Raw genomic sequence first — 25,248 nt, forward strand, 5'->3', positions numbered from 1 at the left:
GATGACCATGACTACTTATCTACGTCCGGCCACAAGCCTGATCCTGCTGATGACCCTGATCACCGGTGCGGTGTATCCGCTGGTGGTCACCGGGGTGGCCCAGATGGCTTTCCCCGAGCAGGCCAACGGCAGCCTGCTGCGCGATGACCAGGGCCAGGTGCGCGGCTCGCTGCTGATCGCCCAGGCGTTCAAGGGCGATGCCTGGTTCCACGCGCGGCCATCGGCGGCTGACTATGCCACCGTCGCCAGTGGTGCCAGCAACCTGGCACCGAGCAACCCGGCGCTGGCCCAGCGCATCGACGACAGCGCCGCGCAGCAATATATCGAGGCGCAAGGGCCGGTGCCGCTGGACCTGCTGACCACCTCCGGCAGTGGCCTGGACCCGCATTTGTCGCCAGCCGCAGTGGCTTATCAGCTGCCGCGGGTGGCGGCAGCGCGGCAGCTTGGCACGCAGGCCTTGCAAGCCCTGGTCGAGCAGTCCACCCTGCAGCCATTGATTGGTCCGCCGGTGGTCAATGTACTGGTGTTGAACGCCGCTCTGGAGCGGCTGGCCCCGGCTTCGAATTAAGGACATGCAGTGAGCGATAGCAACTCCGAACGCGCTGATGCGTTGTTGGCCGGGCTGCCGCGCGAAGGGCGCGGCAGGCTCAAGGTGTTTTTGGGCGCAGCGCCGGGGGTGGGCAAGACCTACGCCATGCTCCAGGCCGCCCATGCCCAGGTGCGCCAGGGCGTGCAGGTGCTGGCGGCGGTGGTCGAAACCCATGGTCGGGCCGAAACCGAATCCTTGCTCGCCGGGTTGGCGCAACAACCTCTGGTGCGCTCGGAGTATCGCGGTGTGCAACTGGAAGAGATGGACCTCGATGGCCTGCTCAAGGCCGCGCCGCAACTGGCGCTGGTCGACGAACTGGCCCACAGCAACGCGCCCGGCAGTCGCCATGCCAAACGCTGGCAGGATGTGCAGGAACTGCTGGCTGCCGGTATCGATGTCTATACCACGGTCAACGTTCAGCACCTGGAAAGTCTCAACGACCAGGTGCGCGGCATCACCGGCGTGCAAGTGCGTGAAACCTTGCCGGACTGGGTGCTGCAGGAAGCCTTCGAACTGGTCCTGATCGACCTGCCGCCGCGCGAGTTGCTTGAGCGCCTGCGCGAAGGCAAGGTCTATGTGCCGGAGCAGGCGCGGGCGGCAATCGATGCCTTCTTCAGCCAGACCAACCTCACCGCACTGCGCGAGCTGGCCATGCAGACGGCGGCGGCCCAGGTCGATGCCGACCTGGCGCATGGTTACCGTCAGCTGGGCCAGGATGCGCCCTCGTTGCGCGGGCGTTTGCTGGTCGGGGTGGATGGCGATGCCCAGGCCGAGCGTCTGGTGCGCCATGCCAGCCGGGTGGCCCAGCGTCGTCACCTGCCCTGGAGCCTGGTGCATGTCGACAATGGCAAACTGCGGGACGAAACCGCCCGTCAGCGTTTGCAGGCAGCCCAGCAGCTGGCCGAGCGCCTGGGTGGCGAAGTGGTGTTGCTGCGCGCCGGTGAAGTGGCGAAAACCCTGATCCAGCACGCCCTCGAACGTCGCGCCAACCTGGTGTTGGTCGGCCAGTCCCGGGATCGCTTGCGTCGGCGCTTGTTCGGTGCCGGCGTGGCCACGCGCTTGTTGCGTGAGGCCCATGGCTTGGAAATCAACGTGCTCGACCGCGACGAGCGCCCCGAGCCGCAGAGCGCGGCGGTGAAGAAGGTCTGGGTCTGGCGGCACTACCTGTTGGCGCTGGTCGCCACCGTGCTGGCGGCGGGGATTTCCTGGGGCGTTTCCGGTGTTCTGGCCTTGCCCAACATCTCGCTGGTGTTTCTTGCCGCGGTGTTGCTGGTGGCCGTGCGCAGCAGTCTGGGCCCGGCGCTTGCTTGTGCGGCGATGTCGTTCCTGACCTATGACTTTCTGTTCATTCCGCCGAACTTCTCCTTCAGCATCCAGCGTGAAGAAGATGTGCTGACTTCGCTGTTCTTTCTGTTAATGGCGGCGCTGACCGGTAACCTGGCTGCCCGCCAGCGTCGGCAGCTGCAGGCGCTGCGCGAGACGCAGGAGCAGACCAATCAGTTGCTCGATCTGTCACGCAAGCTGACCGCCGCCACCGACCGCCAGGCGGTGTTCAATGCGGCCGGACAACATCTGGATGGCTGGAACGATTTGCAGGTGTGCCTGCTTGAGCGCGATGTGGAAGGGCGCTTGCAGGTTGCCAGTGCTGCCAGCGTGCAGTTCAACGACAACGAGCGGGCCGCAGCCGACTGGGCCTGGCAGCATGATCAGGCCGCAGGCCTGGGCAGTGATACCTTGCCCAATGGTCGTTGGTGGTGGTGGCCGTTGTCGGTGGAAGAGCAACCGCTGGCACTGCTTGGCGTGCGCCCGCGGCAGGGCCAGAGCCTCACCGCGCAGCGCCGGCGTCTGCTCAAGGCGCTCAGTCAGCCGCTGGCCCAGGCGCTGGCCCGGGCGCGGCTGGCTGAACAACTGGAAGCGGCGCGCCTGCATGGCGAAACAGAGCAATTGCGCAGTGCGTTGCTGGCGTCAGTGTCGCATGACCTGCGCACACCCTTGACTGCCATGCGCGGCAGCATCGACAGCCTTTTGGCCCTTGGCGAGGCGATCCCCATGGAGGATCGCCAGGAGTTGCTTGAGGGCACGCGTAACGAAGCCGAACGCCTGGACCGGTATATCCAGAATCTGCTGGACATGACCCGCCTGGGCCACGGTGGCCTGAAACTGGCCCGTGACTGGGTGGCGCCCACCGATATCGTCGGCAGTGCGCTCAACCGCTTGCGGGTGCTGCTGGCGCCATTGCAGGTGTCTACCGAAGTGGCAGACGGCTTGCCGCTGCTGTTCGTGCATGCTGCCTTGATCGAGCAGGCGTTGGTCAATGTACTGGAGAACGCCGCGCGCTTTTCGCCGGTCAACGGCCGCCTGCAGTTGCAGGTGTCGGCTGACGATGAGTACTTGCGTTTCGCGGTCAGCGATGAAGGCCCGGGTATTCCAGCGGCTGATCGCGAGAAGATCTTCGACATGTTCTACACCGCCGCCCGGGGCGATCGCGGCGGGCAGGGCACCGGCCTTGGCCTGGCCATCTGCCAAGGCATGATCGGGGCGCACGGCGGGCATATTCTGGTGGGTGAGGGTATCGATGGTCACGGCACCTGCATCACATTATGCTTGCCGCTTCCGACCCAGCCCGAGCCTGAAAGCGAAGCGCCATGAGCCAGATTGCCACCCTTCTGGTCATCGATGATGAACCACAGATCCGCAAGTTCCTGCGCATCAGCCTCAGTTCCCAGGGCTATAAGGTAGTGGAGGCGGCCAGCGGTGCCGAGGGCCTGACCCAGGCGGCGCTGGCCCGGCCCGATCTGGTGGTGCTCGACCTTGGCCTGCCGGACATGGACGGTCAGCAGGTGCTGCGTGAGCTGCGCGAATGGAGCCCGGTGCCGGTGCTGGTGTTGTCAGTGCGCGCCAGTGAAATCCAGAAAGTCGAGGCCCTTGATAACGGCGCCAACGACTACGTGACCAAGCCGTTCGGCATCCAGGAGTTTCTGGCCCGGGTGCGCGCGTTGTTGCGTCAGGCGCCTCAGGCTGCGGCAACGGATGTCGCGCCAAGCTTCGGTCCCTTGACGGTTGACCTGGCCTTTCGCAAGGTCACCCTGGAAGGAGTCGAGGTGGCCTTGACCCGCAAGGAATATGCGCTGTTGGCACAGCTGGCAACGCATCCGGGGCGGGTGATTACCCAGCAGCAACTGCTCAAGGACATCTGGGGGCCAACCCATGTCGACGACACCCATTACTTGCGCATTGTGGTCGCCCATGTGCGGCAGAAGCTGGGTGATGACCCGACGGCGCCACGCTTCATCATCACCGAGCCTGGGGTCGGGTACCGGTTGGTGGGGCCGGAGCAGGGCTAACGGCCGGTTCCCACCATCAGCGCCGCTCCGCCTCGTAGTTCTCCATGGTATCGCGCGCAATCTCCCGGCCCAGGGCGATCAGTTCCGGCGCTTTGTAAAACTCGAAAAAACGACACACGCGCTTGGGGACGTTGATCAGCACGTCCGGCGGGTAGCCAGCGATCTTGTACTGGGCCAGCGAGGTCTGCATCACTTCAAAGCTCTGGTTGATCAGATCCAGCAGTGACGCGGGGCCGACGTTGTCGATGATGAACGAGCCGGCCGCCGACTTCGGTGCGCCGTCACTCTCCGGCGCTGCAGCCGGTTGCTGGGCTTCGGGGTTGGCCGCATCGCTGAGCCAGGGATTGGGGATATGTACGGCCTGCGGTGCGAGTTCCTGCTCGATGCGCATCAGCTGTTCGGCCTGTTTACGCCGGAACGGCAGGTGTGAACCCAGGGAACTGATCAGGTTGTCGAAACGCAGCTTGAAGGCCGCCGGGCGTTCGATAACAGGTAGCTGATACTGCTTCTGGTTGGTCGAGTTGAGGTTCACGGCAATGATCAGGTCGCAGTGGCTGGAGACCACCGGAATGATCGGCAACGGGTTGAGAATGCCGCCGTCGACCAGCATGCGGTTGCCTTGCACCACCGGGGTGAACAGGCTGGGGATCGCTGCCGAGGCGCGCATGGCCTGGTGCAGGCAACCTTCCTGAAACCAGATTTCCTGCTGGTTGGTGAGGTCGGCGGCCACTGCGGTGTAGGGGATGCGCAGTTCTTCGATATTCACTTCGCCGACGATCTTGCGGATCTGCCCGAAGACTTTCTCGCCACGGATCGCCCCCAGGCGAAAACTCACATCCACCAGACGCAGCACATCCAGGTAGTCGAGGCTCTCGATCCAGTTGCGATACTCCTCGAGCTTGCCCGCCGCATAGATGCCGCCAATCACCGCCCCCATGGAGCAACCGGCGACACAGGCGATGTCATAGCCGCGACGTTCCAGTTCTTCGATCACCCCAATGTGCGCATACCCGCGAGCTCCGCCCGAGCCCAGTACCAATGCCACGCGTTTGCTCATGATGGCTCCCGGTTGTAATGCGTCGATGGTCTAACAATGCGCCCATTCGCGTCTGTGCTTCAATCGTCATCCGCGCTGCGCTACGCTTTGCAGGGCACTTTTCTTCTTTGTAGCCGTCGAACACGCCACTTTGCACTTTTCTTTTGAGGAATCACCGATGAAAGCCTGGATTTGCCTGCCCCTGATTGCCCTGGTCCTGACCGGTTGTGCTGGCAAGACAGCCTATCGCGACAGTTGTGCCAATCAGCTGGACTCGGCCTGGAAGGAACTCGATCTGGCCAAGGCTGAAGGCTTTGCCGGTACTGTCAGTTACTCCAAAGCGCTGTCGTTGTTGACCGGGGCCAAGACCCAGCAGCAGTTCGAAGCGTTCGAAGGGTGCAGCAACAAAGCTGAAAAAGCGCGTTTCTACATTCGTGAATCCCGCGCCGGTCGCTGATACAGGAGAACACCATGTCAGCCATGCTTGACCATGTGATTGCCCAGGTACTGGCCCTGCAGGTTCGCCTGCTCGGTTGTCAGGCACGGCTGGCGGCTGACACCGACAGCGAGGCACTGCATGACCTGCGGATTGCCACGCGTCGCTTGCGCAGCTTGCTGCGACCGCTGCGTGAGTTGCCAGGCGTCGAGCAACTGGAGGGCGCGGCGCAGGCGCTGGGCAATCTGACCACCCCGCTGCGTGACCGCGAGGTGCTGGCCGCGCAGTTGCTTGAGCGCGAGCAGCTGGCGGCGGCGCAGGTGCGTCTGGCTCACCGCCGGGAAACTTTCGCCAGCGTAGCCGAGAGTGCCGAGCTGGGCCGGCTGCTGGCGATTGTCGATGCCTTTCCGATCTTCCTGCGGGCCGCCGAGCGTGAAGGCTTGATCCGTAAACTGCACAAGCGCATCGACAAGCGCCTGGAAAAGCAGTGGAAGCAGCTGCGCGAAGCGCTGCAGGATCCGGCCCATGACCGTCATCGCCTGCGTTTGCTGATCAAGCGTGTGCGTTATGCGGCTGAAGCCTACCCGCAACTGGAGCATGCCGGGCGCCGTTTGCAGCGCTTGCTCAAGCGTGCGCAAAGCGACCTGGGTAGTTGGCACGATCTTCTGCAATGGTTGCTGCAGGCCGGGCAACAGCGAGACCTGGCGCCTTGTGTCGAGCATTGGCAAGCACAGCTGCAGGACGCCGAGCAGCGAGCCGATGTCACCCTGGAGCGCTTGCAAACGCTGCTGGTGCAGCGATAAGCCGCTGATATGGCGCAAATGCGGGCTGCCGCTGGCGCCTCTGCTGGTTAAGATCGGCCTTTTCCCACGGATGAGGTCGGCATGAATTTCTCGCAATTGCTCAAGACGGTCCGCCTGCATCCCCAGGCGGTAACCATTCCTGCCAGCTGGGCGCAAGGGCGCGCCTGTTTCGGTGGCCTGATGGCGGCCCTGCTCTACGAAACCATGCTCACCAAGACTTCGCCCGGTCGTCCGGTACGTTCCCTGGCGATCACCTTCGTTGGCCCGGCCGAGCCCGAGGTGCCGATCAGTTTTGAAGTCGAGCTGTTGCGCGAGGGTAAAGCGGTCAGCTCCTTGTTGGGCCGCGCGGTGCAAAATGGCCAGGTAGTGACCCTGATACAGGGCAGCTTCGGTGGCGGACGCGATTCAGTGGTCAATCTTCCGGCATTGCCTGCGGTGGAGATGAGCAGCCTTGAGGCTGCCTCCAGCGAGCTTCCCTATATCAAAGGCGTGACCCCTGAATTCATGCAGCATGTGGCCCTGCGCTGGGCGATTGGCGGGATTCCGTTCAGCAACAACCCCTCGCGCAGCATGGGCGGTTGGGTGCGCTTGCGTGACGAAGGCGGTGACGAAACCCTGAGTGAAGCGCACCTGTTGGCGCTGGTCGATGCCTGGCCACCCAGCTTGTTGTCGCACCTGAACAAGCCTGCGGCCGGCAGCACCCTGACCTGGACCATCGAATTCATTCAGCCAGTGGCGAGCCTGACCACCCAGGACTGGTGCAAGTACTGCGTGCAGACCGAGTATGCCCGCGATGGCTACGGGCACGCGGCGGCCGCCCTGTGGACGGCTTCAGGTGAGTTGCTGGCCATCAGCCGGCAAACGGTAACCGTCTTTGCCTAGGCTCTGTACGAAAAGCCTTGATACTCGGTGATGCTGCGTTGAAAACAGCCTCGGAATGCTCATTTACAACCCGTAAACTCCGCTTCCTCGGCTGTTTTCGCCTTGCCTGACCTTCGTCTCAAAACTTTTCACACAGAGCCTAGTGACGATGGCGCTTGCGCCAGGCGCGCCACCAGGCGCCACTGAGCACAAAGCGCGGAAAGGTGATGAACTGTTCCACCAACAACCGGCCGATGGCGTCCTTGCGGTCGCTGAAGGGTTCCGGTTGTTCGGCTTCCAGGCGATGGCCCTGACGCTGCAGACCAAGGCCTGCGATCAGGGCGATGATGCCGACGGCCAGTTGCCCCAGATCCAGCGAGAACAACCCGGACAGCACCAGTAGCACGCCGAGGATGAACAGCGGCACAGCGATCAGGTGCAACACCAGGTTGGTCGGGTTGCGGTGATTGTGGTGGTAGCCACGCCATTGCCAGGCGTGCAGGTTGGGCAAGCGTTTGCTCATGGGAAATTCCTCAGGGCCATGTCTGAAGAATAGTGCGGCCCCCGTCAGGGGGCCAATGAGCGCCGGCTATCGGGTCTATAGCTTGAGTTGGCCAATGGCCTTGTTCAGTTCACCGGCCAGGGTGGCCAGTTCGCTGCTGGTGGTGGCCGAGTCGACGGTCTGCTGAACGGTCTCTTCGGTGACGTCGCGAATACTCACCACCGCCCGGTTCATTTCTTCGGCCACCTGGCTTTGCTGCTCGGCAGCGACGGCAATCTGTGTGTTGCTTTCACGCATCTGCGCGACCGCACTGGTGATCTCGGCCAGGGCGGCACCGGCTTCCTGGGCCTGCTGAACGCAATCGTCAGCCTTGAACGAGCTTTCCTGCATGAAATCCACTGCATCGCGGGTGCCTGCCTGCAGCGCCGCAACCATGGTGGTGATTTCGTCGGTGGAGGTTTGCACACGCTTGGCCAGGTTGCGCACCTCATCGGCGACGACGGCAAAGCCACGACCCAGGTCGCCAGCACGGGCAGCTTCGATGGCCGCGTTGAGGGCCAGCAGGTTGGTCTGCTCGGCAATGCTGTGAATCACGCCGACCACACCGTTGATCTTCTGGCTGTCCTCGGCCAGCTGGCGAATCATTTCGGCGGTCTGCTGCACGCCGCTGGACAATCCGGAAATCGAGGTCTGTACGCGGCTGACCACTTCCTGGCCGCTGCCGGCCAGGGTGTCGGCGGTCTGCGACAGGTCGCGGGTGGCGCCGGCATGCTGGGCGATGTGATAGACCGTGGCCGACATCTCGTTGATCGCGGTGGCGGCCTGATCGGTTTCGCTCTGCTGGCCGAGCATGCCGTGGCGCACGTCGTTCATGCTCGCGGCCAGGCGCGCGGCACCGGAGTCGAGCTGGGCGGCGGTACGCGCCACGGTGTTGACCACGCGGTGATAGGTGGTCTGCATGGCGTTGAAGGCGCTGGCCATCTGCCCGACCTCATCGCCACAGGACAAGGGCACCCGGGCTGAGAGGTCGCCGGTCTTTTCGACATGCAGCATCACGTCCTTGAGGGTGTTGAGCTGGCTGAGCAGGAAGCGGATCAGCAACTGCGAGGCGCAGAGCATTGCCAGCATCAGGATCAGCACGCAGACCGCGTAGTTGGTGAAGCGGTCGGTAAACACCTGAAGCAGGCTGGGGGTGGGGGCGAGAACGGCAATTTGCTGGCCGTCGCGGCTGATCACCTGGGCGCCGCTCAGTGGATCGGTGCCGGTCAGGGCCAGCCCCTGCAGTTCGACCCAGCCCTGAGCGCTGGCCAGGGCTTCGAGGTTGTGATCGGCAAACGAGGGCACTTGCCCCGGGGGGTACTGCAGCCACAGCGGGTTTTGCGGCAGGTCCTGGCCAGCCGGCCAGGCAGCCAGCAACTGAGCCTCGGACTGGGCCTTGGCCTGGGCTTCCTGCGCCCTGGCCTGCTGTTCCAGGTGCACGGCATACAGCACCAGGAACAGGGTTGTGACGAAGGCCACCGCATTGACGGCCCAGAATTTGTATTTCAGGGAGATATTGCTAAGCCAGGCACCCATGGAAGGTCTTCTCTGATTGAGCGGAAACATTGTTGGCAAGGTGCCATCATTGTGCCGAACCGAGCAGGGGTGCGCCTTGATATGCGTCAAATAATCGCGGGCAGGGCAAAGAAGGCGCGTGCGCAGGCGGTGGTATGAGCTGCCAGATGCTCGGTGCTTTCGTTCCGGTGCAAGGCAACTTCGCGCAGTACTTCGGTGAGGAATGCCGGCTCGTTGCGGCCGCTCTTGGGCTTTGGTCGCAGGCTGCGCGGCAACAGGTACGGCGCATCGCTTTCGAGCATCAGTCGGCCCCGGGGAATACTGCTCACCAATGGGTGCAGGTGGGTGCCACGGCGCTCGTCGCAGATCCAGCCGGTGATGCCGATGTGCAGGTCGAGATCGAGGTAGCCGAACAGCGCGGTGCGTTCGCCGGTAAAGCAATGCACCACCGCGGCGGGCAGGCGGTCACGGTAGTCCTTGAGGATCGCCAGCAGGCGCTCGCTGGCATCACGTTCATGGAGAAATACCGGCATCTGTAATTCAACCGCCAGCGCCAGTTGTTCCTCCAGGGCTTTCTCCTGCTGTGGACGAGGGGAGAAATCACGGTTGAAATCCAGGCCGCATTCGCCCACCGCACGCACCCGGGGCTGCTCCAGCAAGGCCCGCATCTGCCGGGCACTGTCGCTGCTCCAATGGCTGGCATCGTGAGGGTGAACACCGGCGGTGCTGAACAGCCGTTGGCCACTTTCATCCAGCGAAAGGCACAACTCCAGCGCCTGTTCGCTGCCCTCCAGGCTGGTGCCGGTCACCATCATTTGCACCACGCCAGCGGCCTCGGCACGCTCGAGAATCGCTTGGTGTTTGTCGGCAAAACTTGGGTTGGTCAGATTGACGCCGATGTCGATGAGTTGCATGGTGCTACCTCAGGCCGCTGGCCGGCCAGCATAGCAAAGCTCGAGTAATTTCGATAAATCGAAGAACTTCAACGAGTTGTCGTGGTCTTTTGCGGTCAATTGTCATGGAGTGACCGCAGGCTATGACGCCAACCCCACACGCGCGGACCTTGATACGGATGACCCGAGCGCTGTTTTTGTTGATCGTACTGGGCTTTGGCCTGCTTCTGGCAGGCCCGGCCAGCGCGCGCCTGCCCGGTCCGCAACAAACGGTGAGCAAAACCCAGGCCCGCGACCTGGCGCAGATTCGCAGCAGCCGGGTCCTCAAGGTGCTGGTCAACCAGAGCCGCAACAGCTCCGGCGAAGTCAAAGGCGAGCCGGTGGGCGTGGAATATCACCGTCTGCGTGCCTTTGAGCACTACCTCAATGGTCGCGCCCGCGATGGCCAGGAAATCCGCCTGAAAGTCATTCCGCGGGCCAAGGAGCAACTGCTGGCGGCGCTGCAGCGCGGCGAAGCCGATCTGGTGGCGCCGGGCGAACTGCTCGACCCCACCTCTACCCGTGGCCTGGTGGCCAGCGATCCGGTGGTGGACAACGTGCCCATGGTGCTGGTGGGACGCAAGGGCGAACGCAGCTTTCAGCGGGTCGAGCAGCTGTCCGGGCGGACCCTGGCCCTGACCAGTGCCAGCGCCGCCGGCGATACCCTGCATGAAATCAACCAGAAGCTGGCCCTGCGCAAGCTGCCGCCGATCAAGGTCGAATGGGTCGATCCGACATTGGCGGTGGAAGATGTTCTGGAAATGGTCCAGGCCGGGATTTTTCACCTGACAGTCGTCGAGCAGCCAATCGCCGAGCGTTGGGCCAGGGTCATGCCCAAGCTGCGTATCGATCGCAAGGTGCAGGTTGCCGCTCCCGAGGCGATGCGTTGGTACGTGCGGCGCGATGCGGTGATGTTGCATGCCAGTGTCGACCGCTTCTTGCAGGGCTATCGGCCGCCGGAGAACCAGGATGCGGCGTTCGAGCGTATCTATCGGCGCCTGTACCGGGTGCACAATCCGTTGGCGCGCAATGACCGCAAGCGGCTGGAAGCGCTGCGGCCGGTGTTGCAGCGTCATGCCAGTGAGCAGAATATCGATTGGTTGAACCTGGCCGCGGTGGCCTTCAAGGAGTCTTCGCTCAACCCTGCGGCCCGAGGTGCCGGGGGAACCCATGGGTTGATGCAAATCACTTCCAGCGCGGCGCAGCGGGTGGGGGTGAGCAACATCAGTAATGTCGATGGCAATGTGCAGGCCAGTGCGCGCTACATGGCGATGATTCGGCGCAAATTCTTTTCCAGTAACCAGCTTAATGAGCGCGAGCGTATGGCCTTTACCCTGGCGGCCTACAATTTGGGGCCGGAGCGGGTTCAGGCGATGCGGGCTGAAGCGCGACGCCGGGGTTTGAACGGCAATCAGTGGTTTTTCCAGACCGAGCGTATCGCCATGGAGCAGGTGGGGATGGGGCCAGTCAGTTACGTCAACAGCGTTAACAAGTACTTCCTGGCATTCGACCGTGAACGTGAGTCGCTGGAGCCGCAGGGGCGTAAGGTAGTGGGGCGAAAATAATCAATTTATTCGATTGTTATTTCGCAATTTTTGCGATTTTAACATTCCTATATTTGATTAATATGGCGCCCACACCACCTCACACCGAACCAAGGAAGTCTTCATGAACACCACTCTCAACGCCGTATTTGCTAGCCGAGCCAGCTGGGGTCTGAGTGTCATCCGCATCATCGTCGGGGTCATCTTCATGGCTCATGGCGCACAAAAACTGTTTGGTCTGTTTGGCGGTGGCGGCTTGGCCGGGACTGCCCAATTCATGGAAAGCCTGGGCCTGGCGCCGGGATTGCTGATGGCGTTGTTGTCGGGTAGTGCCGAATTCTTCGGTGGCCTGGCGCTGGTCATTGGCCTGCTGGTACGACCGGCCGCTGTAGCACTGACCATCACCCTGATCGTAGCCATCTTCTCGGTGCACATCAGCAATGGCCTGTTCATGGCCAACAACGGCTATGAGTTTGCCTTGGCGCTGATGGCAGGTACCGTGGCGGTATTGATTGAAGGTGCGGGTAATGCATCGCTGGATCGATTGATAGCGCGCTGAATCAAATCCACCTCAGGCAAAAAGGCGACCCGGGCGGTCGCCTTACGCCCACGCCTTCAAACCCGGCACGTTGCCGTATTTTTGTGCGCCATCGTGTTGACAGCTCGCCCGCGGCTTCTCTAGGATGCTGACTTGCGCCGATTTAAACAGCTACTTGCGGGGCGCAGGAGAACCCCATGTGGTTCACCGAATACCGCTAAAGCGCTGGTTCGGTGACGCCTCCCACCGCAGCCCAGCGGGATCTGCGAGGCGGAGAATTACTCCATGAGTTGTCCACGTACCAGTGTCTGTCTGACCCCTCTGCCTGCCAGCCAGGCCACCCGTGTGCCGCGCATTTTGCTGGGCGGTAGCCACCAACCTACACTCCTGCGATTTCTCGATGGCTGGCCGCGCCGCAAAGGCAGCGCCACCGCATTTCTGATTCAGTTCGCCGACACCCGCGCTTCCCTTGACCAGTTCGCCAGCGACCGCTTCGACCTGGCTGTGATCCAGTCGCCCAGCGCTGAAGACGCCGCCGAGGTGATCGGGCACCTGACCCGCGTTGCGCGGCAAGGCTTGATCACCCGCGGTTGATCGCCAGTTTTACACTGAGTTATGTATCTTTGGGGGAAGCGGGTGGCTTGTAGGTGACACTGTTGATGTACCAGGTGGCTTCACCTCCAGGCGTTTGCACAACCACCTCGTCATCCTTGCCTTTCTTCAGCAGCGCGCGGGCCATGGGCGAGTCGATGGAGATGTAGTCGTTTCGCCCATAGATCTCGTCGTAGCCGACGATCCTGAAGGTCTTGATCTCGCCTTCGTCGTTCTCGATCTCTACCCAGGCGCCGAAGAACACCTTGCCTTCCTGCTCAGGCGAATAATCGACGACTTTCGCGTCCTCCAGGCGTTTGCGCAGGTAGCGCACGCGCCTGTCGATTTCCCGCAACAGCTTCTTGTTGTACTGATAGTCGGCGTTTTCACTACGGTCGCCCAGTGACGCGGCCCAGGCAACCTTGGCGGTAATCTCGGGGCGGTAAGTGCGCCAAAGGTGATCCAGCTCGCTTTTCAGCGCCTCGTAACCTTCTCGGGTGATGATGTTTGTAGCCACGCTTGGTCCTTCATGGGGTCGGTATGGCGAGAGATGTACGGATTCTAACGATATCCCGCCAATACCACCTGCTTTCTGTCAGCCTTCACGCAGTACTTTAAGCGGGCTGGCATTGAGTGCACGGCGAGTGCCGTAGACCCCGGCACCACCCACCAGCAAAGCACCGATAACCGGCAGCAACAGCAACCATGGATGTGGACTCCAGCTCAGGTCGAAGGCGTAGCGGTACAGCAGCAGGGTGATCAGCTCACAGCCGATGGCCGCCAGTAAACCGCTGGCGGCACCCAGCAAGCCGAACTCGATGCGCCGGGCCTTGATCAGCAGGCTGCGCCCGGCGCCCAGTGCACGCAACAGGGCGCCTTGGCGAATGCGCTCGTCCAGTGTCGCCTGCAGGCCGGCAAACAACACTGCCAGCCCCGCCGCAAGGACAAACAACAGCACATACTCAACCGCCAGGGTGACCTGGGCGAGGATGCTGCGTAGCTGTTCGAGCAGTGCATCGACCTGCAGGATGGTGACTGCCGGGAACGCCCGCGACAATGCCACCACCTGCTGATCGTGGCCGGCGGCGAGGAAGAAGCTGGTCAGGTAGGTGGTGGGCAAATTCTGCAACGTGCCGGGCTGGAAGATCATGTAGAAGTTCGGCTGGAAACTGTCCCAGTTGACTGTGCGCAGGCTGCTGACCACCGCCTGGCGCTGCTGGCCACCGATGCTGAAGGTGAGCTGGTCGCCAAGTTTCAGCTTGAGGTTCTGCGCCAGTTCGCTCTCAACCGACACGCCGGGCAGGCCATTGCCACTGCCAGGGCTGGCCTGCCACCACTGGCCTTCGCTCAGGGCGTTGCCCTGGGGCAGGTCGGCGGCCCAGGTCAGGCTCAGGTCGCGCTGTACGGCGCGATCGCCGGTGGACTCCTTGCTGACGATCTGCTGCACGGCCTGGCCGTTAATTTCGGTCAGACGCCCGGGAATGACCGGGTAAAGCGGTGCGGCTTCGGCGGAAAATTCGTTCAGGCGCTGGGCGAAGGTGTTTTTGTCGTCGGGCAGAATGTTCAGGGCGAAGTAGTTCGGCGCGTCCTTGGGCAACTGGTTTTGCCAGGTGTCGAGCAGTTCGGCACGCAGCAAGGCGATCAGCGCCATGGCCAACAGGATCAGGCCGAAGGCCAGGGATTGTCCGGCAGCTGCCAGCGGGTGGCGTAACAGTTGGCCCAGGCCCAGGCGCCAGGCCAATGGCGAGCCGGCAAGCAAGCGCCGCAGGCTGCGCAGGCCGAGCAATAGCAGGCCGCCGAGGAGTACCGCCGCCACCAGGCCGCCGCCGAGCAGGGCAAAGGTCAGCAGCAGGTCGAGGCTCAAACGCCACATGATCAGGCCCAGGGCGAGCAGGGCGGCGCCGTACACCAGCCAGCTACTCGCTGGCACCGGCAGCAAGTCGCGGCGCAGCACGCGCAGCGGTGGCACCCGGCCCAAGGCGGCCAGTGGCGGCAGTGCAAAACCCGCCAGAGCGACCATGCCGGTAGCGATCCCGGCCAGCGCGGGGGCCAGTCCACCGGGCGGGATCTGCGCGGGCATCAGGCCTTGCAGCAGCTTGAACAGACCGAGCTGTGCCAGCCAGCCGAGCAACGCGCCACCCAAGGCGGCCAGGCTGCCGAGGATTGCCAGCTGCAGGCAGAACAGGCTCAGTGCCTGGCGCCGCGACAGCCCCAGGCAACGTAGCAGGGCGCTGGCATCAAATCGGCGGGTGGCAAAGCGGCTGGCCGACAAGGCCACAGCGACGCCAGCCAGCAGCACCGCAACCAGGCTGGCCATGTTCAGATAGCGTTCAGCTTTGCCCAGGGCACCGCCGATCTGCCGGTTACCGTCGCGCGAATCCTGCAGGCGCTGGTTTGGCGCCAGGTCTTTGCTGATGCTGTCTCGGTAACTGGCCAGGGCCTCGGGTTCACCGCGCCAGAGATCACGGTAACTGACCCGGCTGCCAGGTTGCACCACGCCAGTGGCGTCGAGGTCGGCAAGGTTGATCAGCACGCGCGGTGTCAGGCTGTAGAAGTTGCCGGCGCGGTCAGGCTCGTAGGTCAGCACCCGGCTCATGCGCAAAGTTTTCATGCCGACGTCGATACTGTCGCCGATTTTCAGGTTCAGGGCCGCCAACAGTCGCGGTTCGACCCAGGCCTCGCCCGGTGCCGGCCCGCTGCCGCTGGTTTCACTGGCATAGGGTTCGGCAGCGCTGCGCAGTTCGCCGCGCAGTGGATAGGCGTTGTCGGCTGCCTTGATGCTCGACAACTGGATGCCGTTATCGGTGGCAATCACGCTGGAGAATTCAACCACCTGGGCGTGCAGCAGCCCGGCGGACTTGCCACTGGCGATCTGTTCGGGCCGGGCTGGCGAGCTGCCTTGCAATACCAGGTCGGCGCCGAGGAACTCAGTGGCGCGAAGCAGCATGGCGCCGTTGAGGCGGGCACCGAAGTAGCCGATCGCGGTGCTGGCGGCCACTGCCACCAGCAGGGCGAAGAACAGCACGCGCAGCTCGCCGGCACGGGCGTCGCGCAGCAACTGGCGCAGGGCCAGGGCGAACAGGCGGAAAAACGGCAGGCGGGCCATCAGGGCTCCAGCGGCGCGACCAGGTGGCCGGCGTCCAGGCGGATCAGACGACGGCAGCGCTGGGCCAGACGTTCGTCATGGGTGACCAGTACCAGGGTGGTACCGCGTTCCTTGTTCAACTCGAACAGCAGGTCGCTGATACGCTCGCCGGTGTGGCTGTCGAGGTTGCCGGTCGGCTCGTCGGCGAACAGCACCGCAGGTTCCGCAGCAAAGGCTCGGGCGATGGCCACGCGCTGCTGCTCGCCACCCGACAATTGCCGTGGCGAGTGGCTCAGGCGCTGACCCAGACCGACCCGTTCGAGCAGGCTGCGGGCATGTTCGCGGGCGTCGCGGCGACCGTCCAGTTCCAGGGGCAGCATGACGTTTTCCAGGGCGTTAAGGCTGTCGAGCAACTGGAACGACTGGAACACGAAGCCCACATGTTCGGCACGTACCCGCGCGCGCTGGTCTTCGTCCAGCGGGCCGAGGTCGTGGCCTGCGAGGGTCACCGAGCCGGCGCTGGGCAGGTCCAGGCCGGCAAGCAGGCCGAGCAGGGTCGACTTGCCCGAACCCGATGCCCCGACAATGGCCAGGCTGTCGCCCTGTTTCAATTCCAGTGAGAGTTCGTGCAGGATGGTCAGGTCGCCTTCCGCGCTGGGAACCACTTTGCTAAGGTTCCGCGCAGTGAGAATGCTGGGGCCCATGGAGAATCCGATGCGAGTGTGGTTATTGAGTGCTGGCCTGGCCTTGATGTGCATGGCCCAGGGCGCAGCAGCGGGTACCGTGCTGATTGTCGGCGATAGTATCAGTGCCGCTTTCGGCCTGGATACCCGCCAGGGCTGGGTTGCCTTGCTGGAGCAACGCCTGAAAGCCGAGGGAATCGACGCCACCGTGGTCAATGCCTCGATCAGTGGCGACACCAGTGCAGGCGGCCAGGCGCGCCTGCCTGCGCTGCTTGCAGAGCACAAGCCGGAGTTGGTGGTGCTGGAACTGGGTGGCAATGATGGCCTGCGCGGGCAGCTTCCAACGCAATTGCAACAAAATCTTGCCTCGATGATCGATGAGTCCCGCGCAGCCGGTGCCAAGGTGCTGTTGCTGGGCATGCGTTTACCGCCCAATTACGGCAAGCGTTACACCGATGCGTTCGCTCAGGTTTATGAAAATCTGGCGACGCAAAAACAGGTGCCGCTGGTACCGTTTTTCCTTGAAGGGGTGGGCGGTGTGCCCGAGCTGATGCAGGCCGACGGTATCCATCCGGGGCAGGGCGCCCAGGCGCGCTTGCTGGAAAATGCCTGGCCGCAGCTAAAACCGCTGCTTTGATGCTTTTATACTGACCGGCTTTCGGCTAATGTGGCGCCCCCGATTTGGAGCCCCCGATGCCGCGTCCCGCCTGGTCCCTGTTTGCCTATCAATTGATCGAGCCTGACGAACAGCTTGACCTGTTCGCCTGCCAGGAGATCCGCGTCCATCTTGTGGCCCGTCAGCTGGAGCTGGGAGGCTCGGCCGACCGCACGCTGTGCGGTACCTTGTTGCCGGCGCAGCCGCGCTGGTCCACGGTCGAGCGCGGTATCTACCGCGATCGGCGCCTGTGCACACTGTGCCGGGCCATTCTCGATGCCCAGCGCCGCGGTACGCGGCCTGTATGGCCGGAACTGTAACGCTCCGATATAACCTTTCATCCCTTGTAACGCCTTCCTCCGTCCGGATCACTCCCGATTGTGCCGGGGGCGGTGTACAATTGTCGTCTTGACCTCACTGAATTAGCGAAGGATTTCCCGGATGTTGCCGCGCTTTCCCGCCGTCACCCGTTGCCTGTCCCTGGCCGCCCTGCTGGCGGCAGGTCCTGTTGCTGCGCTGGAGTTCCCCCTGCCACCGCCGGGCGAAGATGTCATTGGTCAGGTTCAGGTGATCAAGGCCAAGTACGAAGACACCTTTGCCGATATCGGCACGGCCAACGACCTGGGCTACCTGGAAATGATCGCCGCCAACCCGGGCGTCGACCCCTGGCTGCCAGGCGCCGGCACCGAGATCATCCTGCCGACCCGTTTCATCCTGCCACCAGGCCCGCGCGAAGGCATCGTCATCAACCTGGCCGAGTACCGCATGTACTTCTACCCGAAAGGGCAGAACGTGGTGCATACCTATCCGCTGGGTATCGGGCGTGAAGGCTGGGGATCGCCGATCGCCAATACCAAGGTCACGGCCAAGACGCCGAATCCGACCTGGACGCCTCCGGCCTCGATCCGCAAGGAGCACGCCGAAGACGGTGACATCCTGCCTGCCGTGGTACCGGCAGGCCCGGATAACCCGCTGGGTCCGTACAAGTTCACCCTGGGCGTACCGGGTTACCTGATTCACGGCTCGAACAAGAAGTTCGGTATCGGCATGCGCACCAGCCACGGTTGCTTCCGCATGTTCAACAACAACGTGCTGGAGCTGTCGAAGATGGCCCCGGTCGGTGTTCCGGTACGCATCATCAACGAGCCGTACAAGTTCGGTATCAGCGCTGGCAAGGTCTACCTCGAGGCGCACACGCCGCTGGACGACAAGGGCGATCCGTCGGTGGTCGACAAGCACACCGCCGTGATCAACGCCTTGCTCAAGCGCGAAGACCTGGCCAACAACCTGCGCATGAACTGGGACATGGTGCGTGACGTGGTTGCCGCGGAAGACGGCATGCCGGTGGAGATCGCCGTGCCAACCACCGGCCAGCAGCCAATGGTTTCAAGCGTACCGCTAGACATGCAGTAACCCCCGGGGTTGTTGCATCCGAGGCCTGCCATTGTGCAGGCCTCGTCGTTTCTGTCGGTTACTTTCTTGCAGGCAATAAAAAAGCCGACCCACAAGTGGGTCGGCTCCAAATAAAAATCCCGAGGGATAATTATTTACGGCTGGCTTTGTCCAGCATACGCAGAGCGCGCTCGTTAGCTTCGTCAGCGGTCTGTTGTGCTTTTTGAGCAGCAGCCAGAGCGTCGTCAGCTTTGCGGTAGGCTTCGTCAGCGCGAGCTTGTGCACGAGCAGCTGCGTCTTCAGTAGCGGTCAGACGAGCTTCAGTTTCTTTGGATACGCTGCTGCAACCGGTAGCCAGAACTGCGGCCAGAGCCAGAGCAGAAAATTTCAGAACGTTGTTCATCGTGTTCCCCTTCAAGGACTTTCTATTAAATAGCCATCTCTCAGCAAAGAGAAACTAGCCGGTGTACATAGTACCCATTACTTGTAGTAAGTAAACTGACAGAGCGCAAGAACTGCAAAAAAATACGCCTGTCCCGGGGCCGCCACAGCCTTTGTAAAAAAACTGTGAAGGCGCCGCCGCAGCGGCTGTAATCTAGTGTAGCAAGTGTGTTTTTTTGTTGAACTAACGGTGACTTAAAGTGTCATCCAACGTCTTAGCTCTACAACATCCGGCAAGTGTTCAGGGCGCTGCCCGCTGTCTGGTTCGCTGACTGCTAGTGCACGATTTTTGCGACCAGACACCTTGAGCATTCGGGCCCGGGGCGCCTACTATTTGTACGTGCTCTTTTGCCAGAGAACGACCAAGCTGTTCTTGCTGTCCAAACGGGCACGGGGTGGCGTAGAGGTTCCTTCGCCGGATAAACATCGGTAAGGTAGGGGTCAAATCATAAGACCCGCGAGGAGTAGTGATGAGCGAGGCGTTGTCCATCCACCATGACCAGGCTGGTCATCAATTCGAGACCAGTGTGGACGGTCATCGTGCTTACCTGACCTACATGGACCTGGGTAAGCAAACCCTGGATATCTACCGCACCTTTGTTCCCAATGCGTTGCGGGGCCGGGGTATTGCCGCGGCGCTGACCGAGAAGGCGTTGCAGTACGCTGAAGACATGGGCTACACCGTGATTCCGTCATGCTCGTACGTGGAACGTTACATGGAGCGCCAGCAGCGGCACTCCAGCAAAGCCTGAGAATCGCGAAGGGCAGCCTGCTGCTGCCGTTCAACGCACATACAAAAACGCCGGGCTTAGCCCGGCGTTTTTGTGTCTGCCTGTCAGGTGCGGTTGCGCTTGGGCAGCACGTCCTTGAGCTTGGCGTGCATGCTACGCAGGGTCTTCTCGGTGGCGTCCCAGTCGATGCAGGCGTCGGTGATGGAAACACCGTACTGCAGGTCGTTGAGGTCCTTCGGAATCGCCTGGCAGCCCCAGTTCAAGTGGCTTTCGACCATCAGGCCGATGATCGACTGGTTGCCTTCGAGGATCTGGTTGGCGACGTTTTCCATCACCAGCGGCTGCAGGGCCGGGTCCTTGTTGGAATTGGCGTGGCTGCAGTCGACCATGATGTTCGGCTTGATCTTGGCCTTGGCCAGCGCTTGTTCGCACAGGGCGACACTGACCGAGTCGTAGTTCGGTTTGCCGTTGCCGCCGCGCAGTACCACGTGACCGTAGGCGTTGCCTTTGGTGGTGACGATGGACACGCCGCCTTCCTGGTTGATACCGAGGAAGCGGTGAGGGCTGGAGACCGACTGCAAGGCATTGATTGCCACGGTCAGGCCGCCATCGGTGCCGTTCTTGAAGCCGACGGCCGACGACAGGCCCGAAGCCATTTCGCGGTGGGTCTGCGATTCGGTAGTACGCGCACCGATGGCCGACCAACTGATCAGGTCCTGCAGGTACTGCGGCGAGATCGGGTCGAGGGCTTCGGTCGCGGTAGGCAGGCCCATTTCCGCCAGGTCCAGCAGCAACTGGCGGCCGATGTGCAGGCCGTCCTGAATCTTGAACGAGTCGTCCAGGTACGGATCGTTGATCAGGCCTTTCCAGCCGACCGTGGTGCGCGGCTTCTCGAAGTACACACGCATGACCAGGTACAGGGTGTCGGACACTTCGGCAGCGAGGGCCTTGAGGCGCTCGGCGTATTCGTGAGCGGCTTTGATGTCGTGGATCGAGCAGGGACCGATCACCACGAACAGGCGGTGATCCTTGCCGTCGAGGATGTTGCGCACCACTTCACGGCCCGCAGTCACGGTCTTGAGCGCGGTGGCGCTCAGGGGAATTTCCTTCTTGAGCTGATCGGGGGTGATCAAGGTCTCGTTGGAGGCAACGTTTAGGTCATCGATCGGTAAATCAGCCATCGTGTTACTCGTCAGGTCACGGGTGCCGGCCGCCAGCGATCCCCGTGCGGCGGAGCAGCGAAAATTGTACGCAGCGGGGAGCCGAACCTTAGCGCGTTACACCGTGGCTCGACAATGGGTAGAGCCCGCTTTCCTGCGTGTGAAAGCCTGCTGGCGCAGGGTTTTTTGCAGTTAAACGAGAATCTGGCGGGTATGGGTGGCCTCAAGGTTGGCTTCGGAGAATTCGCCGGCGTGCAGGCTGACCCATTGCTCGGCAAGGGCATTGAGGTCGGGCGGGGTGCTTTGGTCGAGGGCTTGCTGCTGGTAGAGGTGCTGAATCTGGCAGACCTGTTCGCTCATTCTGGCCCCGAACAGCGCCTGTTCATCAACAAAGGCGATGCCAACCCGGTAGCCGTCCTGCTGCTTCTGGCACCAGGCCACGTAGCCTGGGTAACGGGCTGATTCACCGAGGGAAGGGATGATCATTTCGATGGCCATGCCGCGGCGGTAGGCGCGGGGATGGTTGCAGGCGATACCGCCCAGGCTGATAGTGTGCAGGCGCTGGCGAAACAGGCTGGGCGACTGGCGCAGCGCCAGTACGACCGGAACATCGTCCGGGTGGGGCAGGTATCCACGCATGATCGACTCCGTGTCGATTTTTTGACCTTGTTCGCCTCAGTATAGTGAAGGTTCGTAAAGCGCTTGATTTGCGTGTAAAAAAATTGAACAAAAAATGAACGGTTAAAGGAGAGCAGGATGAACACCAGCAGTCCGCGTATTGGCATCATCGGTACCGGCGCCATTGGCGGTTACTACGGCTTGATGCTGGCCCGGGCCGGGTTCGATGTGCATTTCCTTCTGCGTAGCGAGTTCGATGCGGTCAGCGCCAACGGGATTCGGGTCGAAAGCGCAGTTCATGGCACGCTGCAAATGCCGGTGCAGGCTTATGCCGATGTCGCCGACATGCCGCCCTGCGACTGGTTGCTGGTGGGCGCCAAGACCACCAGCAATGCCGAGCTGGCACCGTTGATCGCCAAGGCTGCGGCCAGCGATTGCAAAGTGGTGCTGTTACAGAATGGCCTGGGTGTCGAGGAGAGTCTGCGTCCGTTGTTACCGGCCCATCTGCACCTGCTGGGCGGTTTGTGTTTTATCTGCGTCAATCGCGAGGCGCCTGGCGTGGTCCGCCATCAATCCCTCGGGGCGGTGAACCTGGGGTATCACAGCGGCCCGGCTGCCGATGCCGCCGCGCGTCAGCATGTGGTCGAAGCGGGTGCCGAGCTGTTCCGCGCGGCTGGCATCGACTCGCAGGCCATGAGCAACCTGGCCCAGGCGCGCTGGCAAAAGCTGGTGTGGAATGTGCCTTACAACGGTCTGTCCGTCCTGCTCAGGGCCAGCACCACGCCGTTGATGGCGGATGCGCAGAGCCGTGAGCTGATCCAGGCGCTGATGGCAGAGGTGGTGGAGGGCGCGCGTAGCTGTGGCCACGAGTTGCCCCAGGGCTATGCTGAGCATCTGTTCGCCGTAACGGAAAAGATGCCGGACTATTGGCCGAGCATGTACCACGACTTTGCCCAGCAGCGGCCGCTGGAGCTGGCAGCAATCTATGCCGAGCCGTTGGCGCAAGCGCGTGCGGCGGGTTGCAGCTTGCCGCGCATTGAGGCGTTGTATCAGGCGCTGGGCTTTATTGACCGGCATAATCTACAGCGCTGAAGCCCGCATAGAGCGCACAAGAGGAGCAACACATGAGCAAGAATCTCGGCGACAAACTGGTGGTCGCCATCTCCTCGCGGGCGCTGTTCGACCTCAGCGAAAGTCATCGCCTTTACCTGGCAGAGGGAGTCGAGGCCTACCGCCAGTATCAGATCGATCACGAGGACGAAGTACTGGCACCCGGTGACGCCTTCCCGCTGGTGCAAAAGCTGTTGGGCCTTAACGCTCGTCTTGGCCAGCCGCGGGTCGAGGTGGTGCTGGTGTCGCGTAACAGTGCCGATACTGGTTTACGTGTGTTCAACTCCATCGAGCATCACGGTCTGGGTATCTACCGTGCTGCCTTTGTTGGTGGGCGCAGTCCGTATCCGTATCTGGCGGCTTTCGGCTGTCATCTGTTCCTGTCGACCGATGCGGACGATGTGCGCAGTGCGCTTGAAGCCGGGTTCGCTGCGGCGACCATCTTGTCTGGAGGTGCGCAACGAGCCGCCAGCGATGAATTGCGCATCGCTTTCGACGGAGACGCTGTGCTGTTCTCCGACGAGTCGGAACGGGTCTATCAATTGGGTGGGCTGGAGGCGTTTCAGGCCAGTGAGCGCCAATCGGCCCGCGAACCATTGCGAGGCGGACCGTTCAAGCCGTTCCTCGCCGCGCTTAACCTGCTGCAGAAGGAATTCCCCGAAGGCACCTGTCCGATCCGCACGGCGTTGGTCACCGCACGTTCAGCGCCCGCGCACGAACGGGTGATCCGCACGTTGCGCGAGTGGGATATCCGTCTTGACGAGTCGCTGTTCCTGGGCGGTCTGGACAAGTCGGCGTTCCTTGAGGCCTTCGCCGCCGATGTGTTCTTCGACGACCAGGCCGGTCATTGCGAGCGGGCGCGCAGCGTTGTCGCAACTGGCCATGTGCCGCATGGCATCAGCAACGAACCGACCCTGGGCCAGGCCGTGGATACCGGGCGCTAGACGGAACGGCACGACATCGGCGCGCTGCTAAGCTGAAGCTTGCTCTGCCCACGCGGCAGTCGAGGAGGTCGAATGATCCGTTCCATGCTGTATGCCACTGACCTCGGTGTCTACGCGCCTTTTGTCCTGCAACACGCGCTGGCATTGGCGCGCACGTTCAATGCGGAGCTTTATGTGATCCACGCCGTCGAGCCCATGGGGCAATTCGCCGAGTCGCTGCTGCAAAGCTATCTGGACGAGCAGACGTTGGACCAACTGCACAGCCAGGGGGTCAACAACGTCATGGCCAATATCGAGCAGCGAGTTCTGGAAAACTTTCGTGACGAGCTGGGCGAAGAAGCGGAGCTGGCGCTGATCAAGGCGGTGCGGGTGCGCCAGGGCGATCCGGCCCAGGTGATTCTGGAGCAGGCGCAGCGCCTGAGTGTCGACCTGCTGATCTTTGGCAGCCATAGCCAGGGGGCGGGTGTTGATATTCCTATCGGCCGCACGGCGGTGCGTCTGCTGCAGCTTTCGCCAGTACCGGTGTACATGGTGCCGTTGGCCCAGCACCTGGGGCGTCGGAAGGCTTAGGGCTGCCTTGTCAGTGGATTCCTACTAGACTGTTAAAATAGTTCTAGATTTATTCTTCAAACCACTAATATAGTTATAAATCGTCGCTGCTGCCGGTGACGCCCCAGCTGATTTGAGGGATACCTATGAAGCTTCAACAATTGCGCTACATCTGGGAAGTGGCGCACCACGACCTCAACGTCTCCGCGACAGCGCAGAGTCTGTATACGTCCCAGCCGGGTATCAGCAAGCAGATCCGCTTGCTCGAGGACGAATTGGGCGTTGAAGTGTTCGCCCGCAGCGGCAAGCACCTGACCCGCGTGACCCCGGCCGGTGAGCGTATCATCACCACCGCTGGCGAGATCCTGCGCAAGGTTGAAAGCATCAAGCAGATTGCTCAGGAATTCTCCAACGAGAAGAAGGGCACCCTGTCGATTGCCACCACCCACACCCAGGCGCGCTATGCGTTGCCACCGGTGATCAGCAGCTTCATCAAGCAGTACCCGGAAGTGGCCTTGCACATGCATCAGGGTTCGCCGATGCAGATCGCTGAAATGGCTGCCGACGGCACCGTCGATTTTGCCATTGCCACCGAAGCCCTGGAACTGTTCGGTGACCTGGTCATGATGCCGTGCTATCGCTGGAATCGTTGCGTGGTGGTGCCGCAAGGCCATCCGCTGACCAAGTTGCCCAAGCTGACCCTCGAAGCCCTGGCCGAATACCCGATCGTTACTTATGTGTTCGGTTTCACCGGCCGCTCCAAGCTTGACGAAGCCTTCAGTCATCGCGGCCTGACCCCGAAAGTGGTGTTCACCGCCGCTGACGCCGACGTTATCAAAACCTATGTACGCCTGGGTCTGGGCGTGGGCATCGTGGCCAAGATGGCGGTCGATACCAAGCTCGACAATGACCTGGTGGTCCTTGATGCCAGCGAACTGTTCGAGTCCAGCGTGACCAAGATCGGCTTCCGTCGTGGCACGTTCCTGCGTGGCTTCATGTGCGACTTCATCGAGAAGTTTGCCCCGCACCTGACCCGTGAAGTGATGGCCAAGGCCATCCAGTGCCACAACAAGCAAGAGCTTGAAGAGCTGTTTGCGGATGTCGAGTTGCCGGTGCATTGATACCAGCAGCAGGCATGAAAAAACCGGCC

Annotated in this window: 27 protein-coding genes; 17 read left to right on the forward strand and 10 right to left on the reverse strand. The window is 62.1% G+C overall.

Annotated features, from left to right (window positions below; translation table 11 throughout):
- Positions 1-7: 7 nt before the first annotated feature.
- Genes kdpC through AC07OF_RS11730 form a run of 3 tightly spaced genes read left to right on the forward strand, consistent with a single transcriptional unit; the run spans position 8 to position 3,933 of the window.
- Positions 8-568: a potassium-transporting ATPase subunit KdpC gene (gene kdpC, locus AC07OF_RS11720; RefSeq protein ID WP_476445579.1), complete on the forward strand. Its 561-nt coding sequence runs from the start codon at positions 8-10 to the stop codon at positions 566-568.
- A 9-nt stretch (positions 569-577) separates the two neighbouring features.
- On the forward strand, positions 578-3,238 hold the full coding sequence (locus AC07OF_RS11725; RefSeq protein ID WP_157191879.1) for a DUF4118 domain-containing protein: 2,661 nt from the start codon (positions 578-580) through the stop codon (positions 3,236-3,238).
- A complete protein-coding gene (locus AC07OF_RS11730; protein WP_495072908.1) occupies positions 3,235-3,933 on the forward strand; it encodes a response regulator in 699 nt (232 codons plus the stop codon). Before AC07OF_RS11725 ends, AC07OF_RS11730 begins: the two co-directional genes overlap by 4 nt.
- 16 nt (positions 3,934-3,949) lie before the next feature.
- Here the strand turns inward: AC07OF_RS11730 and AC07OF_RS11735 are convergent, their stop codons facing one another.
- Positions 3,950-4,990 (reverse strand): patatin-like phospholipase family protein, encoded by a 1,041-nt coding sequence (locus AC07OF_RS11735; protein ID WP_038609140.1) that lies wholly within the window; start codon positions 4,988-4,990, stop codon positions 3,950-3,952.
- Positions 4,991-5,147: 157 nt separating this feature from the next.
- On the opposite strand from AC07OF_RS11735, the gene AC07OF_RS11740 reads away from it, so the two are divergent.
- The 3 genes from AC07OF_RS11740 (at position 5,148) to AC07OF_RS11750 (ending at position 7,090) form a co-directional block, all read left to right on the forward strand.
- Positions 5,148-5,426: a hypothetical protein gene (locus AC07OF_RS11740; protein ID WP_136475367.1), complete on the forward strand. Its 279-nt coding sequence runs from the start codon at positions 5,148-5,150 to the stop codon at positions 5,424-5,426.
- 14 nt (positions 5,427-5,440) lie between these two features.
- Positions 5,441-6,208 (forward strand): CHAD domain-containing protein, encoded by a 768-nt coding sequence (locus tag AC07OF_RS11745; RefSeq protein WP_157191880.1) that lies wholly within the window; start codon positions 5,441-5,443, stop codon positions 6,206-6,208.
- A gap of 81 nt (positions 6,209-6,289) precedes the next feature.
- Entirely contained in the window at positions 6,290-7,090 is an 801-nt protein-coding gene (locus tag AC07OF_RS11750) for an acyl-CoA thioesterase (RefSeq protein WP_157191881.1), read from the forward strand.
- Positions 7,091-7,229: 139 nt separating this feature from the next.
- Here the strand turns inward: AC07OF_RS11750 and AC07OF_RS11755 are convergent, their stop codons facing one another.
- The 3 genes from AC07OF_RS11755 to AC07OF_RS11765 form a co-directional block, all read right to left on the reverse strand.
- On the reverse strand, positions 7,230-7,592 hold the full coding sequence (locus AC07OF_RS11755; RefSeq protein ID WP_157191882.1) for an Mpo1-like protein: 363 nt from the start codon (positions 7,590-7,592) through the stop codon (positions 7,230-7,232).
- Positions 7,593-7,667: 75 nt separating this feature from the next.
- The gene (locus tag AC07OF_RS11760; protein ID WP_495072909.1) at positions 7,668-9,146 is read right to left on the reverse strand and encodes a methyl-accepting chemotaxis protein; all 1,479 of its coding nucleotides are present in this window, start codon (positions 9,144-9,146) and stop codon (positions 7,668-7,670) included.
- A gap of 86 nt (positions 9,147-9,232) precedes the next feature.
- On the reverse strand, positions 9,233-10,039 hold the full coding sequence (locus AC07OF_RS11765) for a TatD family hydrolase (protein ID WP_476445578.1): 807 nt from the start codon (positions 10,037-10,039) through the stop codon (positions 9,233-9,235).
- A gap of 158 nt (positions 10,040-10,197) precedes the next feature.
- On the opposite strand from AC07OF_RS11765, the gene AC07OF_RS11770 reads away from it, so the two are divergent.
- From AC07OF_RS11770 to AC07OF_RS11780, 3 genes are all read left to right on the forward strand, one after another.
- Positions 10,198-11,622, forward strand: coding sequence for an MltF family protein (locus AC07OF_RS11770; protein WP_495072910.1), 1,425 nt, complete (start codon positions 10,198-10,200; stop codon positions 11,620-11,622).
- 103 nt (positions 11,623-11,725) lie between these two features.
- Complete coding sequence (locus AC07OF_RS11775; protein ID WP_157191886.1) at positions 11,726-12,160, forward strand: DoxX family protein; 435 nt, start codon at positions 11,726-11,728, stop codon at positions 12,158-12,160.
- Between the two features lie 264 nt (positions 12,161-12,424).
- Positions 12,425-12,733: a hypothetical protein gene (locus AC07OF_RS11780; RefSeq protein WP_038609161.1), complete on the forward strand. Its 309-nt coding sequence runs from the start codon at positions 12,425-12,427 to the stop codon at positions 12,731-12,733.
- A 19-nt stretch (positions 12,734-12,752) separates the two neighbouring features.
- Here the strand turns inward: AC07OF_RS11780 and greB are convergent, their stop codons facing one another.
- The 3 genes from greB to AC07OF_RS11795 form a co-directional block, all read right to left on the reverse strand.
- Entirely contained in the window at positions 12,753-13,247 is a 495-nt protein-coding gene (greB, locus tag AC07OF_RS11785; protein WP_157191887.1) for a transcription elongation factor GreB, read from the reverse strand.
- 78 nt (positions 13,248-13,325) lie between these two features.
- Complete coding sequence (locus tag AC07OF_RS11790; protein ID WP_495072911.1) at positions 13,326-15,836, reverse strand: ABC transporter permease; 2,511 nt, start codon at positions 15,834-15,836, stop codon at positions 13,326-13,328.
- Positions 15,836-16,519, reverse strand: coding sequence for an ABC transporter ATP-binding protein (locus AC07OF_RS11795; RefSeq protein ID WP_028941428.1), 684 nt, complete (start codon positions 16,517-16,519; stop codon positions 15,836-15,838). Before AC07OF_RS11795 ends, AC07OF_RS11790 begins: the two co-directional genes overlap by 1 nt.
- Before the next feature lie 10 nt (positions 16,520-16,529).
- On the opposite strand from AC07OF_RS11795, the gene AC07OF_RS11800 reads away from it, so the two are divergent.
- The 3 genes from AC07OF_RS11800 (at position 16,530) to AC07OF_RS11810 (ending at position 18,566) form a co-directional block, all read left to right on the forward strand.
- Positions 16,530-17,135, forward strand: coding sequence for an arylesterase (locus tag AC07OF_RS11800; RefSeq protein ID WP_157191889.1), 606 nt, complete (start codon positions 16,530-16,532; stop codon positions 17,133-17,135).
- Positions 17,136-17,191: 56 nt separating this feature from the next.
- Entirely contained in the window at positions 17,192-17,473 is a 282-nt protein-coding gene (locus AC07OF_RS11805; RefSeq protein WP_038609179.1) for a hypothetical protein, read from the forward strand.
- A gap of 121 nt (positions 17,474-17,594) precedes the next feature.
- Positions 17,595-18,566, forward strand: coding sequence for a L,D-transpeptidase family protein (locus tag AC07OF_RS11810; protein WP_038609182.1), 972 nt, complete (start codon positions 17,595-17,597; stop codon positions 18,564-18,566).
- A gap of 130 nt (positions 18,567-18,696) precedes the next feature.
- On the opposite strand, the gene oprI is transcribed toward AC07OF_RS11810, so the two are convergent.
- Entirely contained in the window at positions 18,697-18,948 is a 252-nt protein-coding gene (oprI, locus tag AC07OF_RS11815) for an outer membrane lipoprotei OprI (protein WP_003259780.1), read from the reverse strand.
- A 508-nt stretch (positions 18,949-19,456) separates the two neighbouring features.
- Between oprI and AC07OF_RS11820 the strand changes: the two genes are divergently transcribed.
- Entirely contained in the window at positions 19,457-19,738 is a 282-nt protein-coding gene (locus tag AC07OF_RS11820) for a GNAT family N-acetyltransferase (RefSeq protein ID WP_038609187.1), read from the forward strand.
- 83 nt (positions 19,739-19,821) lie between these two features.
- On the opposite strand, the gene AC07OF_RS11825 is transcribed toward AC07OF_RS11820, so the two are convergent.
- Complete coding sequence (locus tag AC07OF_RS11825; RefSeq protein ID WP_157191890.1) at positions 19,822-20,898, reverse strand: 3-deoxy-7-phosphoheptulonate synthase; 1,077 nt, start codon at positions 20,896-20,898, stop codon at positions 19,822-19,824.
- 171 nt (positions 20,899-21,069) lie between these two features.
- Entirely contained in the window at positions 21,070-21,516 is a 447-nt protein-coding gene (locus tag AC07OF_RS11830) for a PilZ domain-containing protein (RefSeq protein WP_038609193.1), read from the reverse strand.
- 117 nt (positions 21,517-21,633) lie between these two features.
- On the opposite strand from AC07OF_RS11830, the gene AC07OF_RS11835 reads away from it, so the two are divergent.
- The 4 genes from AC07OF_RS11835 to cysB all read left to right on the forward strand — a co-directional run bounded on the left by AC07OF_RS11835 (position 21,634) and on the right by cysB (position 25,219).
- Complete coding sequence (locus AC07OF_RS11835) at positions 21,634-22,587, forward strand: putative 2-dehydropantoate 2-reductase (protein WP_157191891.1); 954 nt, start codon at positions 21,634-21,636, stop codon at positions 22,585-22,587.
- Positions 22,588-22,619: 32 nt separating this feature from the next.
- Positions 22,620-23,549: a 5'-nucleotidase gene (locus tag AC07OF_RS11840; RefSeq protein ID WP_157191892.1), complete on the forward strand. Its 930-nt coding sequence runs from the start codon at positions 22,620-22,622 to the stop codon at positions 23,547-23,549.
- A 72-nt stretch (positions 23,550-23,621) separates the two neighbouring features.
- Positions 23,622-24,119, forward strand: a complete 498-nt coding sequence (locus tag AC07OF_RS11845; protein ID WP_157191893.1) for a universal stress protein — start codon at positions 23,622-23,624, stop codon at positions 24,117-24,119.
- Positions 24,120-24,244: 125 nt separating this feature from the next.
- Entirely contained in the window at positions 24,245-25,219 is a 975-nt protein-coding gene (gene cysB / locus AC07OF_RS11850; protein WP_038609205.1) for an HTH-type transcriptional regulator CysB, read from the forward strand.
- Positions 25,220-25,248 lie beyond the last annotated feature (29 nt).

The organism is Pseudomonas sp. GW821-FHT10B02, assembly GCF_059415665.1.